Origin of the sequence: Ottowia sp., from assembly GCF_047975795.1 — a bacterium.
Classification (GTDB): Bacteria; Pseudomonadota; Gammaproteobacteria; order Burkholderiales; family Burkholderiaceae_C; genus Ottowia.
In genome coordinates, this window is record NZ_JBKEEE010000084.1 from 1 (window position 1) to 20,168 (window position 20,168).

The 20,168-nt window shown below is 61.2% G+C and carries 22 protein-coding genes; 13 read left to right on the plus strand and 9 right to left on the minus strand.

The genetic code is table 11. The features are described 5' to 3' along the window. Positions 1 to 133 precede the first annotated feature (133 nt). Positions 134 to 1,021 (plus strand): 4-hydroxybenzoate octaprenyltransferase, encoded by an 888-nt coding sequence (gene ubiA / locus ACK5NW_RS12705; protein ID WP_416928615.1) that lies wholly within the window; start codon positions 134 to 136, stop codon positions 1,019 to 1,021. A gap of 4 nt (positions 1,022 to 1,025) precedes the next feature. On the opposite strand, the gene ACK5NW_RS12710 is transcribed toward ubiA, so the two are convergent. The 3 genes from ACK5NW_RS12710 to ACK5NW_RS12720 form a co-directional block, all read right to left on the minus strand. Continuing rightward, positions 1,026 to 1,736, minus strand: coding sequence for a metallophosphoesterase (locus tag ACK5NW_RS12710; RefSeq protein ID WP_416928617.1), 711 nt, complete (start codon positions 1,734 to 1,736; stop codon positions 1,026 to 1,028). Between the two features lie 107 nt (positions 1,737 to 1,843). Beyond that, a complete protein-coding gene (gene proC / locus ACK5NW_RS12715; protein WP_416928619.1) occupies positions 1,844 to 2,686 on the minus strand; it encodes a pyrroline-5-carboxylate reductase in 843 nt (280 codons plus the stop codon). A 23-nt stretch (positions 2,687 to 2,709) separates the two neighbouring features. After that, complete coding sequence (locus tag ACK5NW_RS12720) at positions 2,710 to 3,894, minus strand: esterase-like activity of phytase family protein (RefSeq protein ID WP_416928621.1); 1,185 nt, start codon at positions 3,892 to 3,894, stop codon at positions 2,710 to 2,712. A gap of 221 nt (positions 3,895 to 4,115) precedes the next feature. On the opposite strand from ACK5NW_RS12720, the gene ACK5NW_RS12725 reads away from it, so the two are divergent. After that, positions 4,116 to 5,762: a glycerol-3-phosphate dehydrogenase/oxidase gene (locus ACK5NW_RS12725; protein WP_416928623.1), complete on the plus strand. Its 1,647-nt coding sequence runs from the start codon at positions 4,116 to 4,118 to the stop codon at positions 5,760 to 5,762. Between the two features lie 11 nt (positions 5,763 to 5,773). Here the strand turns inward: ACK5NW_RS12725 and ACK5NW_RS12730 are convergent, their stop codons facing one another. Both ACK5NW_RS12730 and ACK5NW_RS12735 read right to left on the minus strand, forming a co-directional pair. Next, on the minus strand, positions 5,774 to 6,268 hold the full coding sequence (locus tag ACK5NW_RS12730) for a MaoC family dehydratase (protein WP_416928625.1): 495 nt from the start codon (positions 6,266 to 6,268) through the stop codon (positions 5,774 to 5,776). A gap of 13 nt (positions 6,269 to 6,281) precedes the next feature. Further along, positions 6,282 to 7,052 carry an SDR family oxidoreductase gene (locus ACK5NW_RS12735; protein ID WP_416928627.1) on the minus strand — a complete coding sequence of 257 codons (771 nt, stop codon included), beginning with the start codon at positions 7,050 to 7,052 and terminating at the stop codon, positions 6,282 to 6,284. 84 nt (positions 7,053 to 7,136) lie between these two features. Between ACK5NW_RS12735 and ACK5NW_RS12740 the strand changes: the two genes are divergently transcribed. The 3 genes from ACK5NW_RS12740 to ACK5NW_RS12750 all read left to right on the plus strand — a co-directional run bounded on the left by ACK5NW_RS12740 (position 7,137) and on the right by ACK5NW_RS12750 (position 9,212). Next, positions 7,137 to 7,736 carry a 2-hydroxychromene-2-carboxylate isomerase gene (locus ACK5NW_RS12740; protein WP_416928629.1) on the plus strand — a complete coding sequence of 200 codons (600 nt, stop codon included), beginning with the start codon at positions 7,137 to 7,139 and terminating at the stop codon, positions 7,734 to 7,736. A gap of 79 nt (positions 7,737 to 7,815) precedes the next feature. Further along, positions 7,816 to 8,559, plus strand: coding sequence for a dienelactone hydrolase family protein (locus ACK5NW_RS12745; protein ID WP_416928631.1), 744 nt, complete (start codon positions 7,816 to 7,818; stop codon positions 8,557 to 8,559). Positions 8,560 to 8,855: 296 nt separating this feature from the next. After that, complete coding sequence (locus ACK5NW_RS12750) at positions 8,856 to 9,212, plus strand: hypothetical protein (protein ID WP_416928633.1); 357 nt, start codon at positions 8,856 to 8,858, stop codon at positions 9,210 to 9,212. 100 nt (positions 9,213 to 9,312) lie between these two features. Here the strand turns inward: ACK5NW_RS12750 and ACK5NW_RS12755 are convergent, their stop codons facing one another. Together ACK5NW_RS12755 and hemB are read right to left on the minus strand one after the other, a co-directional pair. Further along, positions 9,313 to 10,425, minus strand: coding sequence for a magnesium transporter CorA family protein (locus tag ACK5NW_RS12755; RefSeq protein WP_416928635.1), 1,113 nt, complete (start codon positions 10,423 to 10,425; stop codon positions 9,313 to 9,315). A gap of 30 nt (positions 10,426 to 10,455) precedes the next feature. Further along, positions 10,456 to 11,463 (minus strand): porphobilinogen synthase, encoded by a 1,008-nt coding sequence (hemB, locus tag ACK5NW_RS12760; RefSeq protein WP_416928637.1) that lies wholly within the window; start codon positions 11,461 to 11,463, stop codon positions 10,456 to 10,458. 319 nt (positions 11,464 to 11,782) lie between these two features. On the opposite strand from hemB, the gene ACK5NW_RS12765 reads away from it, so the two are divergent. The 3 genes from ACK5NW_RS12765 (at position 11,783) to ACK5NW_RS12775 (ending at position 13,881) form a co-directional block, all read left to right on the plus strand. Then, on the plus strand, positions 11,783 to 12,211 hold the full coding sequence (locus ACK5NW_RS12765) for a CopD family protein (RefSeq protein WP_416928639.1): 429 nt from the start codon (positions 11,783 to 11,785) through the stop codon (positions 12,209 to 12,211). A gap of 25 nt (positions 12,212 to 12,236) precedes the next feature. Continuing rightward, positions 12,237 to 13,352 (plus strand): VanZ family protein, encoded by a 1,116-nt coding sequence (locus tag ACK5NW_RS12770; RefSeq protein WP_416928641.1) that lies wholly within the window; start codon positions 12,237 to 12,239, stop codon positions 13,350 to 13,352. A 172-nt stretch (positions 13,353 to 13,524) separates the two neighbouring features. Next, positions 13,525 to 13,881, plus strand: coding sequence for a (2Fe-2S) ferredoxin domain-containing protein (locus tag ACK5NW_RS12775; protein ID WP_416928643.1), 357 nt, complete (start codon positions 13,525 to 13,527; stop codon positions 13,879 to 13,881). 74 nt (positions 13,882 to 13,955) lie between these two features. Here ACK5NW_RS12775 and hemL read toward each other — a convergent pair whose 3' ends face one another. Further along, positions 13,956 to 15,293 (minus strand): glutamate-1-semialdehyde 2,1-aminomutase, encoded by a 1,338-nt coding sequence (hemL, locus tag ACK5NW_RS12780; RefSeq protein WP_416928645.1) that lies wholly within the window; start codon positions 15,291 to 15,293, stop codon positions 13,956 to 13,958. Continuing rightward, the gene (locus ACK5NW_RS12785; protein WP_416928647.1) at positions 15,277 to 16,176 is read right to left on the minus strand and encodes a bifunctional hydroxymethylpyrimidine kinase/phosphomethylpyrimidine kinase; all 900 of its coding nucleotides are present in this window, start codon (positions 16,174 to 16,176) and stop codon (positions 15,277 to 15,279) included. Before ACK5NW_RS12785 ends, hemL begins: the two co-directional genes overlap by 17 nt. Before the next feature lie 152 nt (positions 16,177 to 16,328). Here ACK5NW_RS12785 and ACK5NW_RS12790 point away from each other — a divergent pair, with 152 nt between their 5' ends. The 5 genes from ACK5NW_RS12790 to ACK5NW_RS12810 all read left to right on the plus strand — a co-directional run bounded on the left by ACK5NW_RS12790 (position 16,329) and on the right by ACK5NW_RS12810 (position 20,164). After that, a complete protein-coding gene (locus tag ACK5NW_RS12790) occupies positions 16,329 to 16,502 on the plus strand; it encodes a rubredoxin (RefSeq protein ID WP_416928698.1) in 174 nt (57 codons plus the stop codon). 69 nt (positions 16,503 to 16,571) lie between these two features. Then, positions 16,572 to 16,958 (plus strand): response regulator, encoded by a 387-nt coding sequence (locus tag ACK5NW_RS12795; protein WP_416928649.1) that lies wholly within the window; start codon positions 16,572 to 16,574, stop codon positions 16,956 to 16,958. Beyond that, a complete protein-coding gene (locus ACK5NW_RS12800) occupies positions 16,959 to 17,324 on the plus strand; it encodes a response regulator (protein WP_416928651.1) in 366 nt (121 codons plus the stop codon). A 7-nt stretch (positions 17,325 to 17,331) separates the two neighbouring features. Beyond that, complete coding sequence (locus tag ACK5NW_RS12805) at positions 17,332 to 17,877, plus strand: chemotaxis protein CheW (RefSeq protein ID WP_416928653.1); 546 nt, start codon at positions 17,332 to 17,334, stop codon at positions 17,875 to 17,877. Between the two features lie 22 nt (positions 17,878 to 17,899). Next, a complete protein-coding gene (locus tag ACK5NW_RS12810; protein WP_416928655.1) occupies positions 17,900 to 20,164 on the plus strand; it encodes a methyl-accepting chemotaxis protein in 2,265 nt (754 codons plus the stop codon). The last annotated feature ends 4 nt before the right edge of the window (positions 20,165 to 20,168 follow it).

Consider the following 20,168-nt stretch of genomic DNA (forward strand, 5'->3'; position numbering starts at 1 on the left):
ACGCTTGCGCGTGCGTTTGGCTGCAAGCTCGAATCCAGTGGTGGCAAGGCTTGTCTGTTGCATCGCTCCACTGTCTCAGATCAGGCCGTCATGGGGCTGACTTTTGCAGACCTTCCTTAAATCAGGTTTACGCATGACTTCTTCCGCCACAGCCTCACCGCCGCGCAGCAAATGGTCGCTGTACCTGGACTTGATCCGTTGGGATCGTCCTGCGGGCTGGCTGCTGCTGCTGTGGCCTTCTTTGAGCGCGTTGTGGCTGGCCGCAGGCGGCTTTCCGGGCGGGCATCTGGTGGTGGTGTTTGTGCTGGGCACGATCTTGATGCGTTCGGCCGGTTGCTGCATCAACGACGTGGCCGACCGCAACTTTGACCGCCACGTCAAACGCACTGCCCAGCGCCCGGTCACCAGCGGCGCAGTGAGTGTGCGCGAGGCGCTGGTGCTGGGCGCAGTGCTGGCTTTGGCCGCCTTTGCCCTGGTGCTGACCACCAGCGCTGCCGCCATCGCCTGGTCGTTCCCGGCGCTGGCCATCAGCCTGATTTACCCCTACGCCAAGCGCCACGTGTCCATGCCGCAGGCGGTGCTGGGCGTGGCCTTCAGCTTTGGCATCCCCATGGCATATGCCGCCGTGCAGTCGCACCTGCCTTGGCAGGCGTGGGCTTTGCTGGCGGGCAACCTGTTTTGGGTGCTGGCCTACGATACCGAATACGCCATGGTCGATCGCGATGACGATCTGCGCATCGGCATGCAAACCTCTGCCATCACGCTGGGCCGCTGGGATGTGGCGGCCATCATGGGCTTTTATGTGCTGCACTTAGGGCTTTGGGCCTGGATCATTACTCGCCAGCTCACCAGCTCCGTGCTGTGGCTGGTCTTCGCCGCCGCGCTGGCGCAGGTTTTTTGGCACTACACCTTGATCAAAGACCGCACGCGCGAAGGCTGCTTCAAGGCATTCAGGCTCAACCACTGGCTGGGGTTCACGCTGTTTTCGGGGGTGGTGGTGGGGTATGCGATGGGTGGATGAGGCGTCATGCACTCACTGGCCCCGTCAGCACCGTCAATGACCACAAATTCAAAAAGGTAAACCGGCCCGAAGGACGCCAGCCGCCGGTGTCGATGAAATACACGTTGCCCAACTGCTCCATCGCAGGCAAGGTGGTATGTCCATGCACCACCGCGTGTACATATTCCACCGGCGTGGCATCGCGCTGCTGATGGCGCATGGACCACCACAGGCAGGAGCCTGCCACGCTGTTCATGCTGTCCAGATCGCGCCAGTCAACGCGCTTGGCATCGCGCCAGTCATAAGAAGGGAAGTCGGCATGCACCAGGCCTACCAGCCCGTCCGGCGTTTCAACCTCGCGCACCAGCGGCAAGGCCGCCAGCCGCTGGCCCAACTGCTGCTGCTGCGCGGACGGCAGGTCATCAAGCCACTGACCCCCATGTCGGAGGTGATCGACCTGATCGAACGGATTGCCCAGGGCGCGATGCCAGGCTAGCAGATCGTGGTTGCCCATAATGGCATGAAACCATGGCAAATCCAGCCATTGCTCTACTTGATCGGACTCTGGCCCACGATCGACCAAATCGCCAACAGAAAACAACCGGTCGCAGCTCGGATCGAATGCAATTGCCGTGAGCGCCGCTTGCAGCGCAGAAAAAGCGCCGTGGATATCGCCTACGGCAAAGTCGCGCCCGTGCAGATTGGCCTCATGCCGGACGATGGAAGGTGGGGGCATGGTCTGAACATACCATTTTGCGCAGCCATCTTTTTGACTGAGTTTGATGGCTTAGTCCCGCGTTTCATCGTCCATGATGCAGCCCGCGCCGCCTATGTCTGCTCCGCCTACGCCTGCCCCAGCTCTTTGGCGCGCTGGGCGCAGGCGTGCATGGCGGCGATGAAGGATTCGGCCATGCCCGCTTCGCGCATCACCGTCAGCGCTGCATAGGTGGTGCCGCCTTTGCTGGTGACGCGCTCGCGCAGGGTGGCCAGCGCTTCGGGCGATTGGGCCGCCAGAGCGCTGCCGCCGGTGAAGGTGGCGGTGGCCAGGTGGCGCGCTTGGTCTGCCGTCAGGCCCAGCTCAACACCTGCTTGTTGCATGGCTTCAAGAAAATAAAACACGTAGGCGGGGCCGGAGCCGGACAGGGCGGTGACGGCGTCGAGCAGGTCTTCGCGCTCCACCCAAAGGTGGCCGCCGGTGCTGGCGATCACGGCCTCGGCCAGCATGCGGTCGGCTGGTGTGGCGGCGGGGGCGGCGAACAGGCCGGTCATGCCCTGGCCTATCAGTGCGGGGGTGTTGGGCATGCAGCGCACGATGCGTGCGGCCCCGGTGGTGGTGGCGATGGCGTCGGCGCGAATGCCCGCCATGACTGACAGGTGCAGCGCCTTGCCGGTGTGAGCGCGCACGGGTGCGACGGCTTCGCCAAACACCTGCGGTTTGACGGCCCAGACCAGCAGATCGGCCCCGGACAGCGCGGCACTGGCGGTGGGGGCGTCAGGGACAGCCGTTACGCCGTGCTGCGCCAGCAGCGCCTGGCGTGTGGCCTCGAAGGGTTCGATGACCTGGATTTGCGCCGCAGGCAGGCCGTGCCGGATCAGCCCGCCGATGATGGCGCTGGCCATGTTGCCGCCGCCGATGAAGACGATGCGGGTGCTGGAAGGCAGGGTGGCTGTGGTGGTCGTGTTCATGGCTGGATGTGTGGTGAAAGGGATCAGGGTTCGATGACTTCAAAAGCCGCGAACTGCGTGACTTGCAAGGTGTTGAAGCCGTCGTCGGTGCACATCAGCAGCGTGCGGTTGCCGCTGGGTAAAGGTGGCCCCCAGGCCATGGCCTCGAAGTTGTCGACGTGTGGCAGGCCGCAGTGCTGCAAATCGAGCAGCAGGCGTTTGGCCATGGGCTGGATGCGGCGCCCGCGCAGGGCGGGTTTGGGCAGGGTGTCGGTGGCACCGGGCAAGTGGGCTTCGTACAGTTTGGCGGACAGGCCGGTCAAGGGTGTCCAGGCGCGTTCCAGCACCCACAGGTGTTCGGGGTCGCGCATCAATATTTCGGCAATGCCGTATTCGGCCGGGCCGTGCGGCCGGTTAGGCCCCAGGGGCAGCGGCTCGGGCTGGTAGGCGCGCTGCTGGTCGGCGCGGCCACTGGCCAACTCAAACCGGGTAATGCGGCAGGGTGCGGCCAGCAGGCCGGGCAGCTTGGGGCCGATGTCTTGCGCCAGCGCACCTTCCATGGCGGCCCAGGCGTGGCGGCCGTCGGGGCTGAGGCTCAAGCCTTCAAATGCTTGGTTGTTGCGCGGGCCGCGGCCCATGCGGCGCACCTCGCGCAGGTGGGTAGGCAGCGTCAACTGTCGCAGCAGGCGGCCGTCCAGAGTGGACTCGTACAACGCTGGGGGCTGGCCCGCGCGGATGCGGCCTTCGCTGCTCCACAGCAAGGTGGTCTGGCCGTTGGCCGGGTTGTGGCGCAGGGCCAGCCCTTCGGGATCGACAGCGGCGCGGGCAAAGGGCTGGCCACGGGCGTCGGTCAGGGTGATGACGCGCACCCATTCAGGCCGCAGGGGCTGGCCGGTGTCAAAGCCGGGCAGGCGCAGCACGTAGCAGCGGGCTGGAGCGTGGGTGCCGCGGTCGTCCGACAGCGCGTACCAAAGCTGGGTGCGGGCGTCGTAGGCCAATGCGGACAGCCCGCCAATGGGCGTTTTCTGGAAAGTGCCGCCCGCAGGCAGGCTGCTGTGGGCCAGCAGGCGCAGGGTGGGTGGCGTGGGTGCTGTGTCAGAGGCAGTGGCTGTGCTGGCACGCGCCATGGCGGGCCAGGTGCAGGCGGCAGCGCTGGCGGTCAATGTGCGCAGTGCGGCCCGCCGGGAAAGCCGGGGCACGGGCGACGGCGCAGTCAGGGGTGAACGCATGGGGCGTCAGTCTACGCCGTGCCGGGGCAGGCTTTAAAAACATCTTTAAAAACGGGTTTTGCGCTGATATGTAAAGCGTTTGCAGCTATGAATTGAATAGTTGATGGCGTGCAGACAAAATCACCGGCACCGATGCTGACCAAGCGTTTGACGCAGGTGGGTAAAGCTTGTGCAGCTGTCCAAAACATAGTTTGAAGGCGTGTACATTGTGCGCCTTGATCATGACTGCTGCTTCTTTCGCCGCCCCGTTCACTGCCCCTTTGCCCACCGACCGTGCTGCGCTGTTGCAGCGCCTGGCGGATGAACCCCGGTTTGATCTGGCGGTGGTGGGCGGCGGGGCCAGCGGCGTGGGCGTGGCGCTGGACGCGGCTGTGCGTGGTCACAGCGTGTTGCTGGTAGAGGCGCACGACTTTGCCAAAGGCACGTCGTCGCGCGCCACCAAGCTGGTGCACGGCGGGGTGCGCTATTTGGTGCAAGGCCACATCGGCTTGGTGCGCGAGGCGCTGCACGAGCGGGTCAACCTGCTGCGCAGCGCGCCGCATCTGGCGCAGCCGCTGTCGTTTGTGATGCCGTCTTACCGTTGGTGGGAAACACCGTTTTACGGCGTAGGCCTGAAGCTGTACGACGTGCTGGCGGGCAAGGCAGGCCTGGGAGACACGCAATGGCTGTCGGCGGCGCAGGCTGTGCGCCTGCTGCCTGGCGTGCAGTCGCACGGGCTGAAAGGCGGTGTGCAGTACTGGGACGGCCAGTTTGACGATGCCCGGCTGGCGCTGGCCGTGGCCCGCACGGCGGCGCGCGCAGGCGCGCTGGTGCTCAATCACTGCGCCGCCACTGAGGTGCTACACGACGCCGGGCGGGTGGCGGGTCTGGTGGTGCAGGACGCGGAAAGCGGCTGCACATTCCGCGTGCAGGCGAAGTGCGTGGTCAACGCCACCGGCGTGTGGGTGGACGCGCTGCGCCAGCAGGACGCGCAAGCTGGCGGCGGCAGCGCCCGGCCCATGGTGGCCCCCAGCCAGGGCGTGCACGTGGTGGTGGACGCTGATTTTTCGCCCGGTGGTCATGCGCTGCTGGTGCCCGGTACCGCCGATGGCCGGGTGCTGTTTGCCGTGCCGTGGCTGGGCAAGCTGATTTTGGGCACCACCGACACGCCGCGCGCTGATGTGCCGCTGGAGCCAGCGCCTTTGGCGCACGAGCTGGATTTCATCTTGCAAGAAGCGGGGCGCTATTTACAGCGTGCGCCCACCCGCGCCGACGTGCGCAGCACCTGGGTGGGCCTGCGCCCGCTGGTCAAGCCGGATGGCGGCGAAAGCGGCAGTACCCAGTCGATCAACCGCGAACACGCGGTGGTGGTGTCGCCTTCTGGCCTGGTGACAGTGACGGGTGGCAAATGGACGACTTACCGGGCCATGGCCGAGGATGTGCTGGCGCAGTGCGTGGCCGCAGGGCTGCTGCCACCGCAAGGCGGCAGCCAAACGGCAGGGATGCGGCTGGTGGGGGCGAATCAGGATGCAGGCGAAGCGGTCAGCCTGAGCCAGCCGCCGGGCCTGCACTTGTACGGCGCAGAGCAATCGGCCGTGGCCGACTTGCCAGGTGCTGACCACTGGCTGGCCCCCGGTTTGAGCGAAGCCATGGTGCGCTTTGCAGCCCGCCATGAATATGCGCGCACGGTCGAAGACGTGCTGGCGCGCCGATCACGCCTGCTGTTTTTGGATGCAGCGGCTGCCAAGAATGCCGCGCCTGCGGTGGCGCAGGTGCTGGCCGATGCGTTGGGCACGCACGGCAGCGGTATGCGCAGCAGCGGCATGCACGACGTGCAGTTAAACGCCTTCCAGCAACTGGCCACGGATTACGCGCAGCACGCGGCTTGACCTCCGGTCTTTCAAGCGTCTGTGGCGGGTGTGCGGCGGCGGAACATGGCGTGGCCGTCGATCAGCAACACCTGATCGCCCTGCTGGTTGAACATCTCCCAGTGCGAGCGGATCAGGCCCACGTCGGGGCGCGAGTTCATAGGGCGCGCTTCGATGATGCGCAGCCGCATGTGCAGCGTGTCGCCGGGGAACACGGGCTTGAGCCACTTGATTTGTTCCAGACCGGGCGAACCTAGGCTGGACGCACGGTTGAGAAAGTTGCGCACCATGATGCCCATGGCCATGGCGCAGGTGTGCCAGCCGCTGGCTGACAGCTTGCCGAAGATGGATTTCGCCGCTGCCGCATCGTCCAGGTGAAAGGGCTGCGGGTCGTATTGGCGGGCAAAGGCGATCACCTCGTCGCGGTCGACGGTGATCTGGCCCAGCTCCAGCGTTTTGCCCGGTGTCAGGTCTTCCCAGAAGTATTGAATGTCGGCTTGCGGGTGGGGGTTGGTGTCGTTGTTCATTGCATCACTCCTCTTATCGTGCGCCAGAAATATCCAGCAAACTCATGGTGGTGTAGCTTGCCTGCGCCGACAGCAGCCAGACAATCGCGTGGGCGACTTCCTGCGCCGTGCCGCCGCGCTGCATGGGCACGCTAGCCTTCAACTCTTGCACGCGGTGGGGGCGGCCACCGCTGGCGTGAATGTCGGTCTCGATCAGGCCAGGCCGCACCGCGTTGACGCGAATGCCCTGGCTGGCCACCTCTTTGGCCAGCCCGATGGTGAAGGTGTCGATGGCGGCCTTGCTGGCGGCGTAATCCACATATTCGTTGGGCGACCCCAGCCGCGCCGCCGCGCTGGACACGTTGACGATGCTGCCACCGGTGCCACCACGGACGGTGCTCATGCGCCGCACCGCCTCGCGTGCGCACAGCATCGAACCAATCACGTTGATGCTGAACAAGCGCTGCCAGCGCGCCACCGTCTGCTCGGCCACCGGCAAGGCTTGATCGACCACGCCCGCGTTGTTGACCAGCCCGTTCAAAGCACCAAACTGCGCGTCAATGCGCTCGAACATGCGCAGCACCTGGGATTCGTCTTGAACGTCGGCCTGCACGGCCATCGCCTTGCCGCCTGCGGCTTCAATGGTGCGCACCACCTGCTCGGCCGCCGCAGCGTGGGCGGTGTAGTTCACCGCCACCTGCCAGCCAGCGCGTGCGGCCAGCACCGCGGTGGCCGCACCAATGCCGCGGCTGCCGCCGGTGATGAGCACAGCGTGGGCGGTGCGTTCAGTGTGTTCGGTGCGCAATAGCTGTCTCCTGCACAATGGTTGTCAGATGCTGGCCTTGGCGAGGCTGGCCCCATTATTCAGGAGACTTCAGGAGACACGCCCATGAGCCGCACTGTGCTGTATTACTTTGCCCCGCAAAGCCCCTGGGCTTATCTGGGGCACCGTCGTTTTGCCGACTTGCTGCGCGCCAGCCGACGCGACGTGGCTGTGCTGCCGGTGGACTACGGGCGCATTTTCCCGGCCAGTGGAGGCTTGCCACTGGGCCAGCGTGCACCGCAGCGGCAGGCTTATCGGCTGCTGGAGCTGCGCCGCTTTGCCGAACATCTGGACGTGGCTTTGAACGTGCAGCCGCGCTTTTTCCCGGTGGACGGCAATCCGGCGGCCCTGCTGATGACTGCCGTGGCGCAAACCGATGGGGCCGACGCCGCCATGCGTCTGGCCGATGCCGTGCTTACCGCCTGCTGGCATCAAGAGCGCGACATTGCCAGCGACGCCACGCTGGCCGAGCTGCTGGACGAAACCGACTTGCCCGCCGAACGCCTGGCCCAGTCGCACCAGCCGGAGGTGAAAACGCGCTATGACGCCCATACCCAGGCGGCGATCGACGCCGGGGTGTTTGGCGCGCCCAGCTGGGTGATCGAAGGCGAACTTTTCTGGGGGCAGGACCGCCTTGAATTCGTGGCCCGCAAACTGGGGTTATGAGTCAGGATTCATGAACTGAATTGGGTTGGAGCGCCCGTTTAAAAAACGTAGGCAGCTATTGATACAGGAGTAACTTGTAATGAAGCAATGGGTTGATTTGGCTGCGGCTGATGGCCGCGCCGTTCCCGCCTACGTGGCCCGGCCCAATGGTGTGCCCAAAGGGGCTGTGGTGGTGGTGCAGGAGATTTTTGGCGTTAATTCGCACATTCGCAGCGTGGCTGACGACTATGCGCAAGACGGCTATCTGGCCGTGGCCCCGAGCACGTTTGAGCGCGTCAAACCCGGCGTCGAGCTGGGCTATGCCGAGGCCGACATGAAAGAAGGCATGGGCTACAAAGGCGCGGTCGAGGCGCTGCCTGCGCCCGGCGTGATGCAGGACTTACAGGCCGCCATCGACTACGCGGCGCAGCACAGCGGCGGCCAAGTCAAGCAAAAACCAACGCTGCCCAGCGCGAAACCTCATCACGGCTGCGGCAAAGTCGGCATGGTCGGTTATTGCTGGGGCGGGCTGCTGACTTGGCGCGCCGCCTGCACACTGCACGGCCTGGCCGCTGCCGTGCCGTATTACGGCGGCGGCATGACGCGACCCGAAGAAATGGCCCGCCAGCCGCAGGTGCCTGTGCTGGCCCACCTGTCTGACCGCGACCAATGGGTGCCCATGGACAGCATCGAAGCGTTCAAAAATGCCCACCCTGAGGTTGAAGTGCACCTGTACGCGGCGCAGCACGGTTTTAATTGTGACCAGCGTGGTGCCTGGGATGCGGCCGCTGCCAAACTGGCGCGAGAGCGCTCGCTGGCGTTTTTGGCCAAGCATCTGGCTTGATTTGCTTCATAAACAGTAGCTTGAAACGGTTGGTGTAACTGCGAATAAGCTGTATCTGAAAATGATGAGCGGGGGCAGATGCGGTACCGTTGATGGCGCATATATGCTTAATATCTTGAAAACCATAGGTGTTTGCCCGGTAGGGCATCTTTACCAATGGGCGTTTGCAGGGGTTTTCTTTGGCGGGCAGCTTCGTAGAATGTTCCGTCGTAGGCAGGCATTACGGTCTGCTTATGGAGCGATTCCGGCTTGTTCGCCGGTTTATTTGACCTGATGAGTGATTCAAGGAGCAACCCATGATCAAGCTGATTTCTTCTGCCGCTGCTGCTTTGCTGCTGACCGGTACTGCTTTTGCTGCCACCGACAGCATCGTCGTGGCCCAAAACACCCGCGCTGAAGTCAAGGCCGAAGCCAAGGCGCATCCGCCCGCAGCGGGCCTGGCCAATGCCACTTCTGATGCGCCGAAAGCCGCTTCCAGCAAAACCCGCGCCGAGGTCAAGGCCGAAGCGCGCAAGTCCAAGCCTGCCGCTGGCCTGCAAAGCGATGTGGGCACCACCGCGCCCAGCAACAAAACGCGCGCTGAAGTGCGTCAGGAAACCCGTGAGGCCGTCAAGGCCGGTGATGGCCCGGCCACCAACGCCACCACCAAGTAAGCCTGAGTCATAACCGTTTGGCGGCAGCAAAGAGGCGGTTTTTCAAACCGCCTCTTTTTTTGCATGCACCCGACAGGAGAGGGCGAGCAGAGAAAGACATTCAGCGTTGTGAGCGGGTGATGTAACGCCTGCGCCAGAACATGACGACGATGCCCACGGCCAGCACCGTCATCAGCACCATGGCCAGCCACATGCCTTCGGTGCTGTGGATCAGCGGCAGGTGGTCGAAGTTCATGCCAAAAAAGCCGGTGAACAGGTTCAACGGTAAAAAGATGGCCGTGACCGCAGTGAGCGTGCGCATGATGTCGTTGGCGCGCTGGCCTTGCGCGCTGAAGTGCAGTTGCACCGCCGTTTCGGTGGATTGTTCCAGCCGTCGGGCGTGGTGCAATACGCGGTCAATATGTTCGATGACGTCGCGCGCACGGGCCATCAACTGGTCGCGCCGCGCCTGCGCCTGTGCGGCGTCGGCGGCGTAGGACGACAGCGGCAACTCGCCCAGGGTGTCCAGCCATTCCTGCATGGCGTCGTGCTGCTCTTCGCACAAGTCTTCCAGCACGTGCAGGCGTTGGCGCGCGTGGATGACGGCGTTCCACACGTCGGGGTGCGGGTCGGCGCGCAGCAGCTCGTGCTGCGTGGCTTCGAGTGCGGCGGACAGGTCTTTGCGCAAATCCAGGTAGCTGTCGACCATGTGGTTGATCAGTCGCAGTACCAGATCGGACGGGCTTTGTGGAATACGGTGGCGCACAATGGTGGCGTCAACACTGAGCTGGGCATCAGAAAGCGAGCGCTGCACAAAGTGGGACGCGGTGTAACAGCCGGGCGGGTGCACGCTGATGAGCAGGCGGTCAAAAATGGCAAAACCGACGGCGCGAGTGTCGATGCGGTCAAAGGCGTCGGGCGTGGCATCCGATGTGCGGGTGCGGTCATGCGCGTGCTGCACTTCGGGCAAGGTGGCCAGTCGCCGGAAGATCACGGTGTCGTAGATCGAGGTGGCGTCGTAGTTGGACGGATGGGCGTCGCTGCCCAAGTCGATTATGTGCACATCCAGCAGGGCCGAGCCGCCCAGTTGCTGAGCTGCCGCTTGCAACTGATTCTGATGGCGGGGGAAGTCGCTGCGCTCAAGGTAAATCCAGACAAAGCCGTCGCTGGGGGCTTGAGGAGGCAAGTTGTCCAGAAAACGCAGGCTGCCTGCGGTGAATTCGAGGATGTGCACGGTGCGGCTTGAGTGTGTAGAGGCCGCCGGTCAGGCGGTGGCGAGCAGGCGCGCCGCATCACGGGCAAAGTAGGTCAGCACACCATCGGCACCGGCGCGCTTGAAGGCCAGCAGCGATTCCATCATCACTTGGTCGTGGTCCAACCAGCCGTTTTGCGCGGCAGCTTTGAGCATGGCGTATTCGCCGCTGACCTGGTAGGCGAATGTGGGCACACTGAATTTAGTTTTTACCCACTGCACGATGTCCAGGTAGGGCATGCCGGGCTTGACCATCACCATGTCGGCACCCTCGGCAACGTCCATGGCTACTTCGCGCAATGCTTCATGGCTATTGGCGGGATCCATTTGATATATTTTCTTATTACTTTTGCCCAAATTGCTGGCTGATCCCACCGCATCTCGGAACGGGCCATAAAACGCGCTGGCGTACTTGGCTGAGTAGGCCATGATGCGGGTGTGGATGTGGCCTTGCGTTTCCAGTGCGCTGCGAATGGCCCCGATGCGCCCGTCCATCATGTCGCTGGGAGCTACGATGTCGACCCCTGCTGCTGCTTGTGTCAGTGCCTGTTTGACCAGTTGGGCCACGGTGTCGTCGTTCAGGATGTAGCCGGTATCGTCCAGCCAGCCGTCTTGCCCGTGGCTGGTGTAGGGATCGAGCGCCACGTCAGTCATGATGCCCAGCTCAGGAAAGCGCGCTTTCAGTGCGCGCACCACGCGGGGAATCAGGCCGTCACTGTTGGTGGCTTCGGTGCCTTGCTCGTCTTTCAGGCGGCTGTCGATGACCGGGAACAAGGCCATGACGGGAATGCCCAGATTGACGCAGTCTTGCGCTACCGGCAGCAGCAAATCCAGCGACAGGCGTTCGACGCCGGGCATGGATGCCACGGCTTGCCGCTGGCCTTGCCCGTCAAGCACGAACACGGGGTAAATCAAATCGTTGGCCGACAAGGCGTGTTCGCGCACCAGGCGGCGCGTGAAATCGTCTCGGCGCAGGCGGCGTGGGCGGCCTGCGGGGAAGGGGGCAAAAGGTGCAGTCATGAGGAAAATTGTGCACCAAACCATGCATGGCGTGGCCCAGGGACGACGAGACGATGAAATTTTGTAAAGTCGATCATAAAAATAAAAACTTTGGTATACTTTCTTTCGGGTGGCTTGCCATCCCCCGCTTTTCCTCCCTGAGCGGGAGCCTTGATGTGTGACAGCAGACAGGCTTTTGACCCCGGCCAGCAGGTCGGGGTTTTTTTTGCGCTGCGTTTTGGGACTCTGTTTTCGGGGCTGCACGCCGGTCGTCGGTCCAGCGCAGACGCTGCGCGTTTTGGCCGCGTGCAGGGCGTTGGGCCTCGTTACACTCAGCGTCATGTTGTGGATCAAAGCCTTGCATATCGTATTTGTGACGAGCTGGTTTGCGGGCTTGTTTTATTTGCCGCGCATCTTCGTCAATCTGGCCATGGCGGCCCCTGAGTCGGTGACCGAGCGGGCGCGGTTGCTGCTGATGGCGCGCAAGTTGTACCGTTTCATGACGCTGCTGGCGGTGCCTGCGCTGGCTTTGGGCTTGTGGCTGTGGCTGGGCTATGGCATTGGGCAGGGGCCAGGCAATGGCTGGCTGCACGCCAAGCTGGCGCTGGTGCTGGTGCTGCTGGGTTATCACGCTGTATGTGGGCATTTGCTCAAGCAATTTGAGCGTCATGCGCCCACGCCCGGTCATGTGTGGTTTCGCTGGTTCAACGAAGCGCCGGTGCTGCTGCTGCTGGGGTCGGTGATTCTGGTGGTGGTCAAGCCTTTTTAATCCGGCACCAAGCTGGCGCAAACCGGTGCAGCGCGATCAATCTGCCGCCTATCCGCTGGCGCTGCTGTACGCGGCGCTGATTGCCTATGCCAGCTTGTTTCCGTTTACCGGCTGGCGCGACCAAGGGATTGTCCCGTGGGCGTATTTGTGGGCACCGTTGCCGCAATATTGGACTCGTTTTGACGTCGGCGGCAATCTGCTTGGTTACATGCCGCTAGGTTTTTTGTGGACGCTGGCGTGGCTGACAGGCAGACCGCGCTGGCGGGCTGCCGTATGGGCCAGCCTGGCAGCGGCCTTGCAGTCGTTGGTGCTGGAGTGTTTGCAGTCGTACTTGCCTTTGCGTGTGGCGTCCAATCTGGATCTGGCCTTGAACGCGGCGGGCGGTGCCACAGGCGCGCTGGCGGCGCTGGCGCTGGATCGGCTGGGCGTGATGGCGCGATGGCAGCGCTTTCGTGCTGCCTGGTTTGTGCGCGAATCGCGTGGGGCGTTGGTGCTGCTGATGCTGTGGCCGGTGGGGCTGCTGTTTCCGCCGCCGGTGGCGTTTGGCCTGGGGCAGGTGCTTGAGCGGCTGGAGCGTGTGCTGGCTGAGTGGCTGCAAGACACTCCGTGGACAGGCCGATTGCCTTTGCGTGATATGGATTTGCAACCGCTGTTGCCCGGTGCGGAGGCGGTGTGTGTGGCCCTGGGCGCGCTGGTGCCGTGCCTGCTGGCGTACACCGTGGTGCAGCGCCGGTGGCCCCGGGCGTTGATGGCGGCGTCGGCGCTGCTGGTGGGGGTGCTGGTGTCGGCGCTGTCGGCGGGTTTGAGTTATGGCCCGCTGTATGCCTGGTCGTGGATCAGCCGCCCGGTGGAGTGGGGGCTGCTGTCGGCGGTGGGGGCGGTGCTGGTGTTGATTCGGCTACCCGCACGCGCTTGCGTAGGCTTGTTGATACTGGCTCTGGTGGTGCAACTGGCGGTGCTCAATGCTGCGCCGCAAAGCCCGTACTTTGCCGCCACTTTGCAAAGTTGGGAGCGGGGGCGCTTTATCCACTTCAACGGCTTGGCGCAATGGGTGGGATGGTTGTGGCCGTTTGGGGCGCTGGCGTATCTGGCCAGCCGGATGGGCCGCACAGGTTATGGCGCACGCAGGCAGTGGACCTAAGAGCGTGTTCAACGTCTCTGCGCGGGTGTGTGGCGCGGCCTCGGGCGGTTTGCTCTTTGCAGCCCATCCCGATCCGCATCCCACATCCCACATCCCTCACGCTCAGACGTTGAACACGCTCTAAAGCCCTGGTCTTGAGGCGGAACAGCGGGCGCTGCCTAAAATTGCAGACATGAGCACATCAACCACACCGCCAGCGCCTTCGCCTTATTACCAGCGCCATGTTTTTTTCTGCCTGAACCAACGCGACAATGGCGAGCGCTCGTGTGGTGACTTCAATGCCCAGGCGGCGTTTGATCATTGCAAAAAGCGCGTCAAGGCCGAAGGTTTGGCCGGCGCGGGCAAGGTGCGGGTGAACAAGGCGGGTTGTCTGGATCGCTGCGCGGCTGGCCCGGTGGCGGTGGTGTACCCGGAAGCCGTTTGGTACACCTATCTGGATTTGACCGATATTGACGAGATTGTGGAGTCGCACCTCAAAGGTGGTCAGCCGGTCGAGCGGCTGCGGGTGCCGCCGCATCTGGGGCGTTGATGCGGCGGCGACCAAAACGGCGTTTGATATTTATAAGAAAAATGATTTTGATTAAATACAGCAAGCAGACAAAGCTACTTTATTGATAGTGATTTGAAAATGTCAGCCGCTGCAGCGATGGTGGCGTCAATGTCTGCATCGCTGTGCGCGCCGCTGACAAAACCTGCTTCATAAAGCGCCGGAGCGATGTACACGCCTTGATTTAGCAGGCCGTGGAACAGGGTGTTGAAGCGGTTGCCATCGGTTTTCATGACTTCGCCGTAGTTGCGCGGCAACTCGGGCAGCAGGAAAAAGCCGAACATGCCGCCCTGACAGTCGGCGGCAAAAGGCACGCCGTGCTGTTGGGCGGCGGCGCTCAGGCCATCGACCAGGCGGCGGGTCTGGGCCGACAGGGCATCGAAAAAGCCAGGTTTTTTGATCTCGCGCAGTGTGGCCAGGCCGCAAGCGGTGGCCACGGGGTTGCCGCTGAGTGTGCCTGCCTGATAGACCGGCCCCAGCGGGGCGAGTTGCTCCATCACCGCACGTTGGCCACCGAATGCGGCCAAAGGCATGCCGCCGCCAATGACTTTGCCCAACACGGTGATGTCGGGCGCAAAGCCGGGGATTTGCTGTGCATAGACGCTTTGCGCGCCGCCCAGCGCCACGCGGCAGCCGGTCATGACCTCGTCGTAAATCAGCAGCGCACCGTGCTGGGTGCACAGCTCGCGGGCGCGGCGTGCGAATTCGACGCTGGCGCGCACGAAGTTCATGTTGCCCGCGATTGGCTCCAGGATGACGCAGGCCACTTCAGCGCCATGCTGTGCAAAGGCTTGTTCCAGTTGTGCAAGGTGGTTGTATTCGAGCACCAGCGTGTGTTGCACCACTTCAGGCGGTACGCCGGCGCTGGTGGGATGGCCAAACGTGGCCAGGCCCGAGCCGGCCTTGACCAGCAGCGCATCGGCATGGCCGTGGTAGCAGCCTTCAAACTTGATGATTTTGCTGCGACCCGTGGCTCCGCGCGCTAAGCGGATGGCGGACATGCCCGCTTCGGTACCTGAGCTGACCAGGCGCAGCATCTCCATCGATGGATAGAGCGCAAGGATTTCTTCGGCCAGCTCGATCTCGCGTTCGGTGGGCGCGCCAAACGAGAAGCCATCGGCAGCAGCTTTTTGCACCGCCTCCAGCACGGCGGGGTGGCCGTGGCCGAGGATCATGGGGCCCCAGGAGCCGATGTAGTCGATGTAGCGCTGACCATTGGCATCCCAAAAGTAAGCGCCCTGCGCGCGTTGCACAAAGCGTGGTGTGCCGCCCACGGCGCGGAAGGCGCGCACGGGCGAGTTGACACCGCCGGGAATGACCTGGCGCGCACGCGCCATGAGCTGTTCGTTGAGGTCGGTATGAAGGGCGGTGCGGGGGTCAATGCTGGGTTTCATGGGTGGGATCAGGAAAAGGGGAAGAAGGTGAGTCGTCGGTGGAGCTTGAATCGTCCGGTTCGCCCCCCGATTCGGCCCAGAACAGGCGATCGGCCATGGCGCGGCCCATGCCGGGGACAAAGCCGTGGCTGAGCGCCTGATCCAGGTATTGCAGGGCTTCGACGGTGGCGCCTTCCAGGCTGCTGCCGCTGGCCAGCAGCGCTGCCAAAGCGGCCGAGAGGATATCGCCCGCGCCGATGAAGGCGGCGTCGATGCGTTCAAATTTCTGCGTCACCAAGGTCGTCTGGGGCGAGGCCAGCACGTTGCCCACCTCGTCGTCTGCCACGGGCAGGCCAGTCACCAGCACATAAGGCACGCCCCATTCGGCGGCGGCGCGGGCCAAGTCGGTGGCGCGGGCATGGCGATCAGTCAGCGACTCTGGCAGCAGCCAGTGGCGCAGCGTGGCATTGTTGCCGACCAGCACGGCGGTTTGTGGCAGCAGCAGCTCACGAAAGGCATCCAGATAGTGCTCAATGTCGTGTTCAGACCACCAAGACAGGTCGGGCAGGTAGGCGATCAGGGGGACATCGGCGTAATCGGCCGCCAGCGCCGCAATGGCAGCCAGCGATTCAGCGCTGCCGACAAAACCGACCTTGATGGCGTGTGGTGGCGCATCTTCGGCCACGAGCCGAGCCTGGTCGGCCACAGCGCTGTCGTCCAAGCTGGCGTGGCTTTGGGTTTCGCGGCTGTCCCGCAGGTAAGCGCCAGTGACCACCGGCAAGGCATGGGCCCCCATGGATGCAACCACGGCCGCATCGCTGCTCAGACCGCCCGCGCCCAAAGGGTCGCTGGCGTTGAAGCAGAGTACGCACGCCAAAGTAGGGGGGATCGTGAATGATTCCATCTTGTGGCCATCCTGCGACGATAAAGCAGCGTTAGAGTGAGGCATTAGACGCAATTGTGGCAATCGGTTGCGACATGATGTCGCTCCAAGACAAGGTGCGCCGATACAATTCGTTAATTTTACGGGTGCGCCGCTGGGAAAATCAGGCAATCATGAGTGTAAGCAGAACGTGGATGTGTTTGATTTGCGGTTGGCTGTACGACGAGGCGGCTGGAGCGCCTGAGCATGGCATAGCGCCAGGGACGTTGTGGGAGCAGGTACCGATGAACTGGACTTGCCCTGAGTGTGGTGCAAGAAAAGAAGATTTTGAAATGGTGCAGATTTGAGGACTTTGGCTTCAATTCTGGACTGAGACAAATACCGGATGGCTTGCCTTCCGCAGCAAAGAGGCTTCAATGGAATCCAAGAAGGTGCTGGTCATTGATGACAGCAACACGATTCGGCGCAGCGCCGAGATTTTTCTCAAGCAAGGCGGGCATGAGGTCATGCTGGCCGAGGATGGTTTCGATGCGCTGGCAAAAATCAACGACGCTGAACCAGATTTGATTTTTTGCGACATCTTGATGCCGCGCCTGGATGGCTACCAAACCTGCGCCATTATCAAACGCAATGAAAAGTTTGCGACCACGCCGGTGGTGATGTTGTCGTCTAAAGATGGCGTGTTCGACAAAGCCCGCGGACGCATGGTGGGATCGCAGGACTATCTGACCAAACCATTTACCAAAGACCAGTTGTTGCAGGCTGTACAACAGTACGGCGCAACAGAAAAAGGAGTGGCCTAAATGTCTATTCGCAATGTTTTGGTGGTGGATGATTCTAAAACCGAGCTGATGTATGTCAGTGAGATACTCAAGAAAGCTGGATTTTTGGTGTCCACAGCCGAAAACGCCGAAGCTGCTAAAAGTCGCTTGGAACAATCAGTGCCCGATTTGATTTTAATGGATGTGGTGATGCCAGGGCAAAATGGTTTTCAGTTGACGCGTGCATTGTCCCGTGATCCTCGTTATGCCAACATTCCAATTATTATGTGCACCAGCAAGAATCAGGAAACAGATCGGGTTTGGGGTATGCGGCAGGGTGCCAAGGATTACATCACCAAACCAGTGAATCAGGTTGAATTGATGGGAAAAATCAAAGCGTTAGGTTGATTGCGGGATGTCGAAGAGAAAACAGAATAAGCAGGCACTGCGAGATTTCCAAAATCGTCTGGCCGAACGCTTGCAGGCTGCCAATGCGGCAGAGGCTACTGCGTCCTGGCTGGCAGTAGAAGCTGGTGCGTTGCAGTTGCTGCTGCCCCTGACGCATGCGGGCGAGATTTTCTCGTGGACAGATGTTCAGAAGGTGCCTTATGTTCAACCTTGGTTCCTGGGGGTGTCTAATTTACGTGGTGGTTTATATGGGTTGATTGATCTGGCTTTGTTCATGGGGAATAGTCAATCTAAGCCACGTACTGAAATCGAACTGAGTCATTGCCGACTGGTGACGTTCAATCCCGTGTTGGAAACCAATGGCGCTTTGTTAGTTGATCGGCTGATAGGCTTGCGCACATCTGAAGATTTTTCATCGTCTGATGAGATACTAAAGACGGATGCCTTATTTTATTTTAGTACTATTTATACTGACTTTAATGGCCAGCAGTGGCAAGAAGTTAATTTACAATTACTATCGCAACATCAGCAATTTTTGGGAATTGGTGCGTAACCTATTATTTTAATATATCATCATGGCAATTAATGATAAATTTTCAAATTTTCTTAAAAAGAAAACAGAAAGTCATCGTGAGCAAATAAAAGGCCATGGTGACCAAGGTCAAACGCACGATTCTATTCGACACGATAGCCAGTTTGGTTCAGGTTTTGCGACGGAGGAGGCGCTGGCTGCATTACCGTTGGATCAACAGGTTGATAGTTCGGTGGCTGTTGCGGAAGACGGTTTTTACATGCCGTTGTTGAGATATCGGACGGCCGCGCAGCATTCACGTATCTTGTGGATTGTTTTAATATTAGCGTTGATTGTTTTGGTGGCCATGACTGGGAGGACTGTAGTTCAAACGGATCGTAGCGCTACCCAGGTGGCTGCCACGGGTCAATCATTGATGCAGTCACAGCGTTTGGCGAAATCTGTTTCTCAAGCGCTAATGGGGCATGCGGAATCTTTTGATGAAATGAAAGAAAGCTCTGCGGCATTATCACGAAACATGCGTGGTTTACAAGCTGGTGGTGGTGACATACCGACATTGGATGCTTCTTATAGCGAAGAAATATCTAAAATTATGCCTTACATTGATCGCGCTGATCAAAATGTAGCGGTAGTTTTAGAACAAAGGCAAATTTTGACGCAAGTGGGAGCATCGTTGCGACAAATCAGTCGCCAGTCTTCGGAGCTGCTGGAGGTGGCTGAGACAGTTTCATCGCTCAAATTGCAGCAAAACGCGGCACCTGCAGAAATCTCTGCGGCAGGCCAACTGGTGATGCTGACCCAGCGTATTGGTAAATCCGCAAATGAGTTTCTGACGGCGGAAGGGGTTAGCCCCGAGGCGGTATTTTTGCTAGGCAAGGATCTGAATACGTTCAAGGAAATTGCTGAGGGGCTGCTACAGGGCAATCAGGATCTTCGTTTGTCTCCTACCAGAGATGAACAAACGCGAGAACGGCTGGCCGCACTGATCAAGCTGTATGAAAATACACGCACTCAGGCAAGTGGCATATTGGGCAATTTGCAGGGGCTGGTTTCGGCGCGTGAAGCGCAGGCAGCGATTACCGCTGACAGCGAGCCTTTGCGGATCGATTTGGAGGCGTTGCAAACCCGTCTTTCTGCTCAAGCAGGTCTGAGCCTTGTGGATTTGATTTGGTTGCTGGTGCCGGCATTGATTGCCATGGCTGCGGTTGCGGGTCTTTGGATGGTGCAGTTGCGCGACAGTCGCCAGCGTCAGGGCGTGTCTGAGCAACAACGCCACTCGGCCGAACAGCAGCAGTTTGAAGCCAAGCGGGTGAACGATGCCAATCAGGCGGCTATTTTGCGTTTGATGAATGAGCTGCAAACGGTGGCTGAAGGCGACTTGACGCAAGAAGCCACCGTGACCGAGGACATCACGGGTGCGATTGCCGACTCCGTGAACTACACCGTAGAGGAATTGCGGTCTTTGGTCGGCAACGTGCAAAGCACGGCCTCGCGGGTGGCGCAGACAACTTCCCGTGTGGAAACCACGTCGACAGAGCTGCTGGCTACATCGTCCGAACAGTTGCGCGAGATCAAAGAGACGGGCCAATCCGTGCTGCAAATGGCCACACGAATCAACGACGTGTCGGCGCAGGCGCAAGAGTCAGCCTTGGTGGCGCGCCAGTCGTTGCAGGCGGCAGAGTCCGGCTTGACGGCGGTGCAAAACACCATTGGTGGCATGAATTCGATTCGTGACCAGATTCAGGAAACCTCCAAGCGCATCAAGCGGCTGGGCGAATCTTCGCAAGAAATTGGTGAGATTACCGAGCTGATCGCCGACATTACCGAGCAGACCAACGTGCTGGCGCTGAATGCTGCGATTCAGGCCGCGTCAGCCGGTGAAGCCGGACGGGGCTTTTCGGTGGTGGCCGAAGAGGTGCAGCGCCTGGCCGAACGATCAGCCGATGCCACACGTCAGATTGCCGCGCTGGTCAAAGCCATTCAAACCGACACCCAGGATGCGGTGGCGGCCATGGAGCGCTCGACCCAGGGTGTGGTGCAAGGCGCGCGTCTTTCAGATAACGCGGGCACGGCGCTGGCAGAAATTGACCAGGTGTCGCGCCGTCTGGCTGAGCTGATTCAGCAGATTTCTGCCTCAGCTTCCAAAGAAGCCAATCAGGCGAATGAAGTGGCGGCCAATATTCAGCATATTTTCGCGGTGACAGAGCAAACCGGAGAAAGCACGCGGTCAACAGCCACTCAGGTGCGCGATCTGACGCGCATGGCCGACGAGCTGCGCCAGTCTGTCGCACGGTTCAAGATTGCCTGATTTT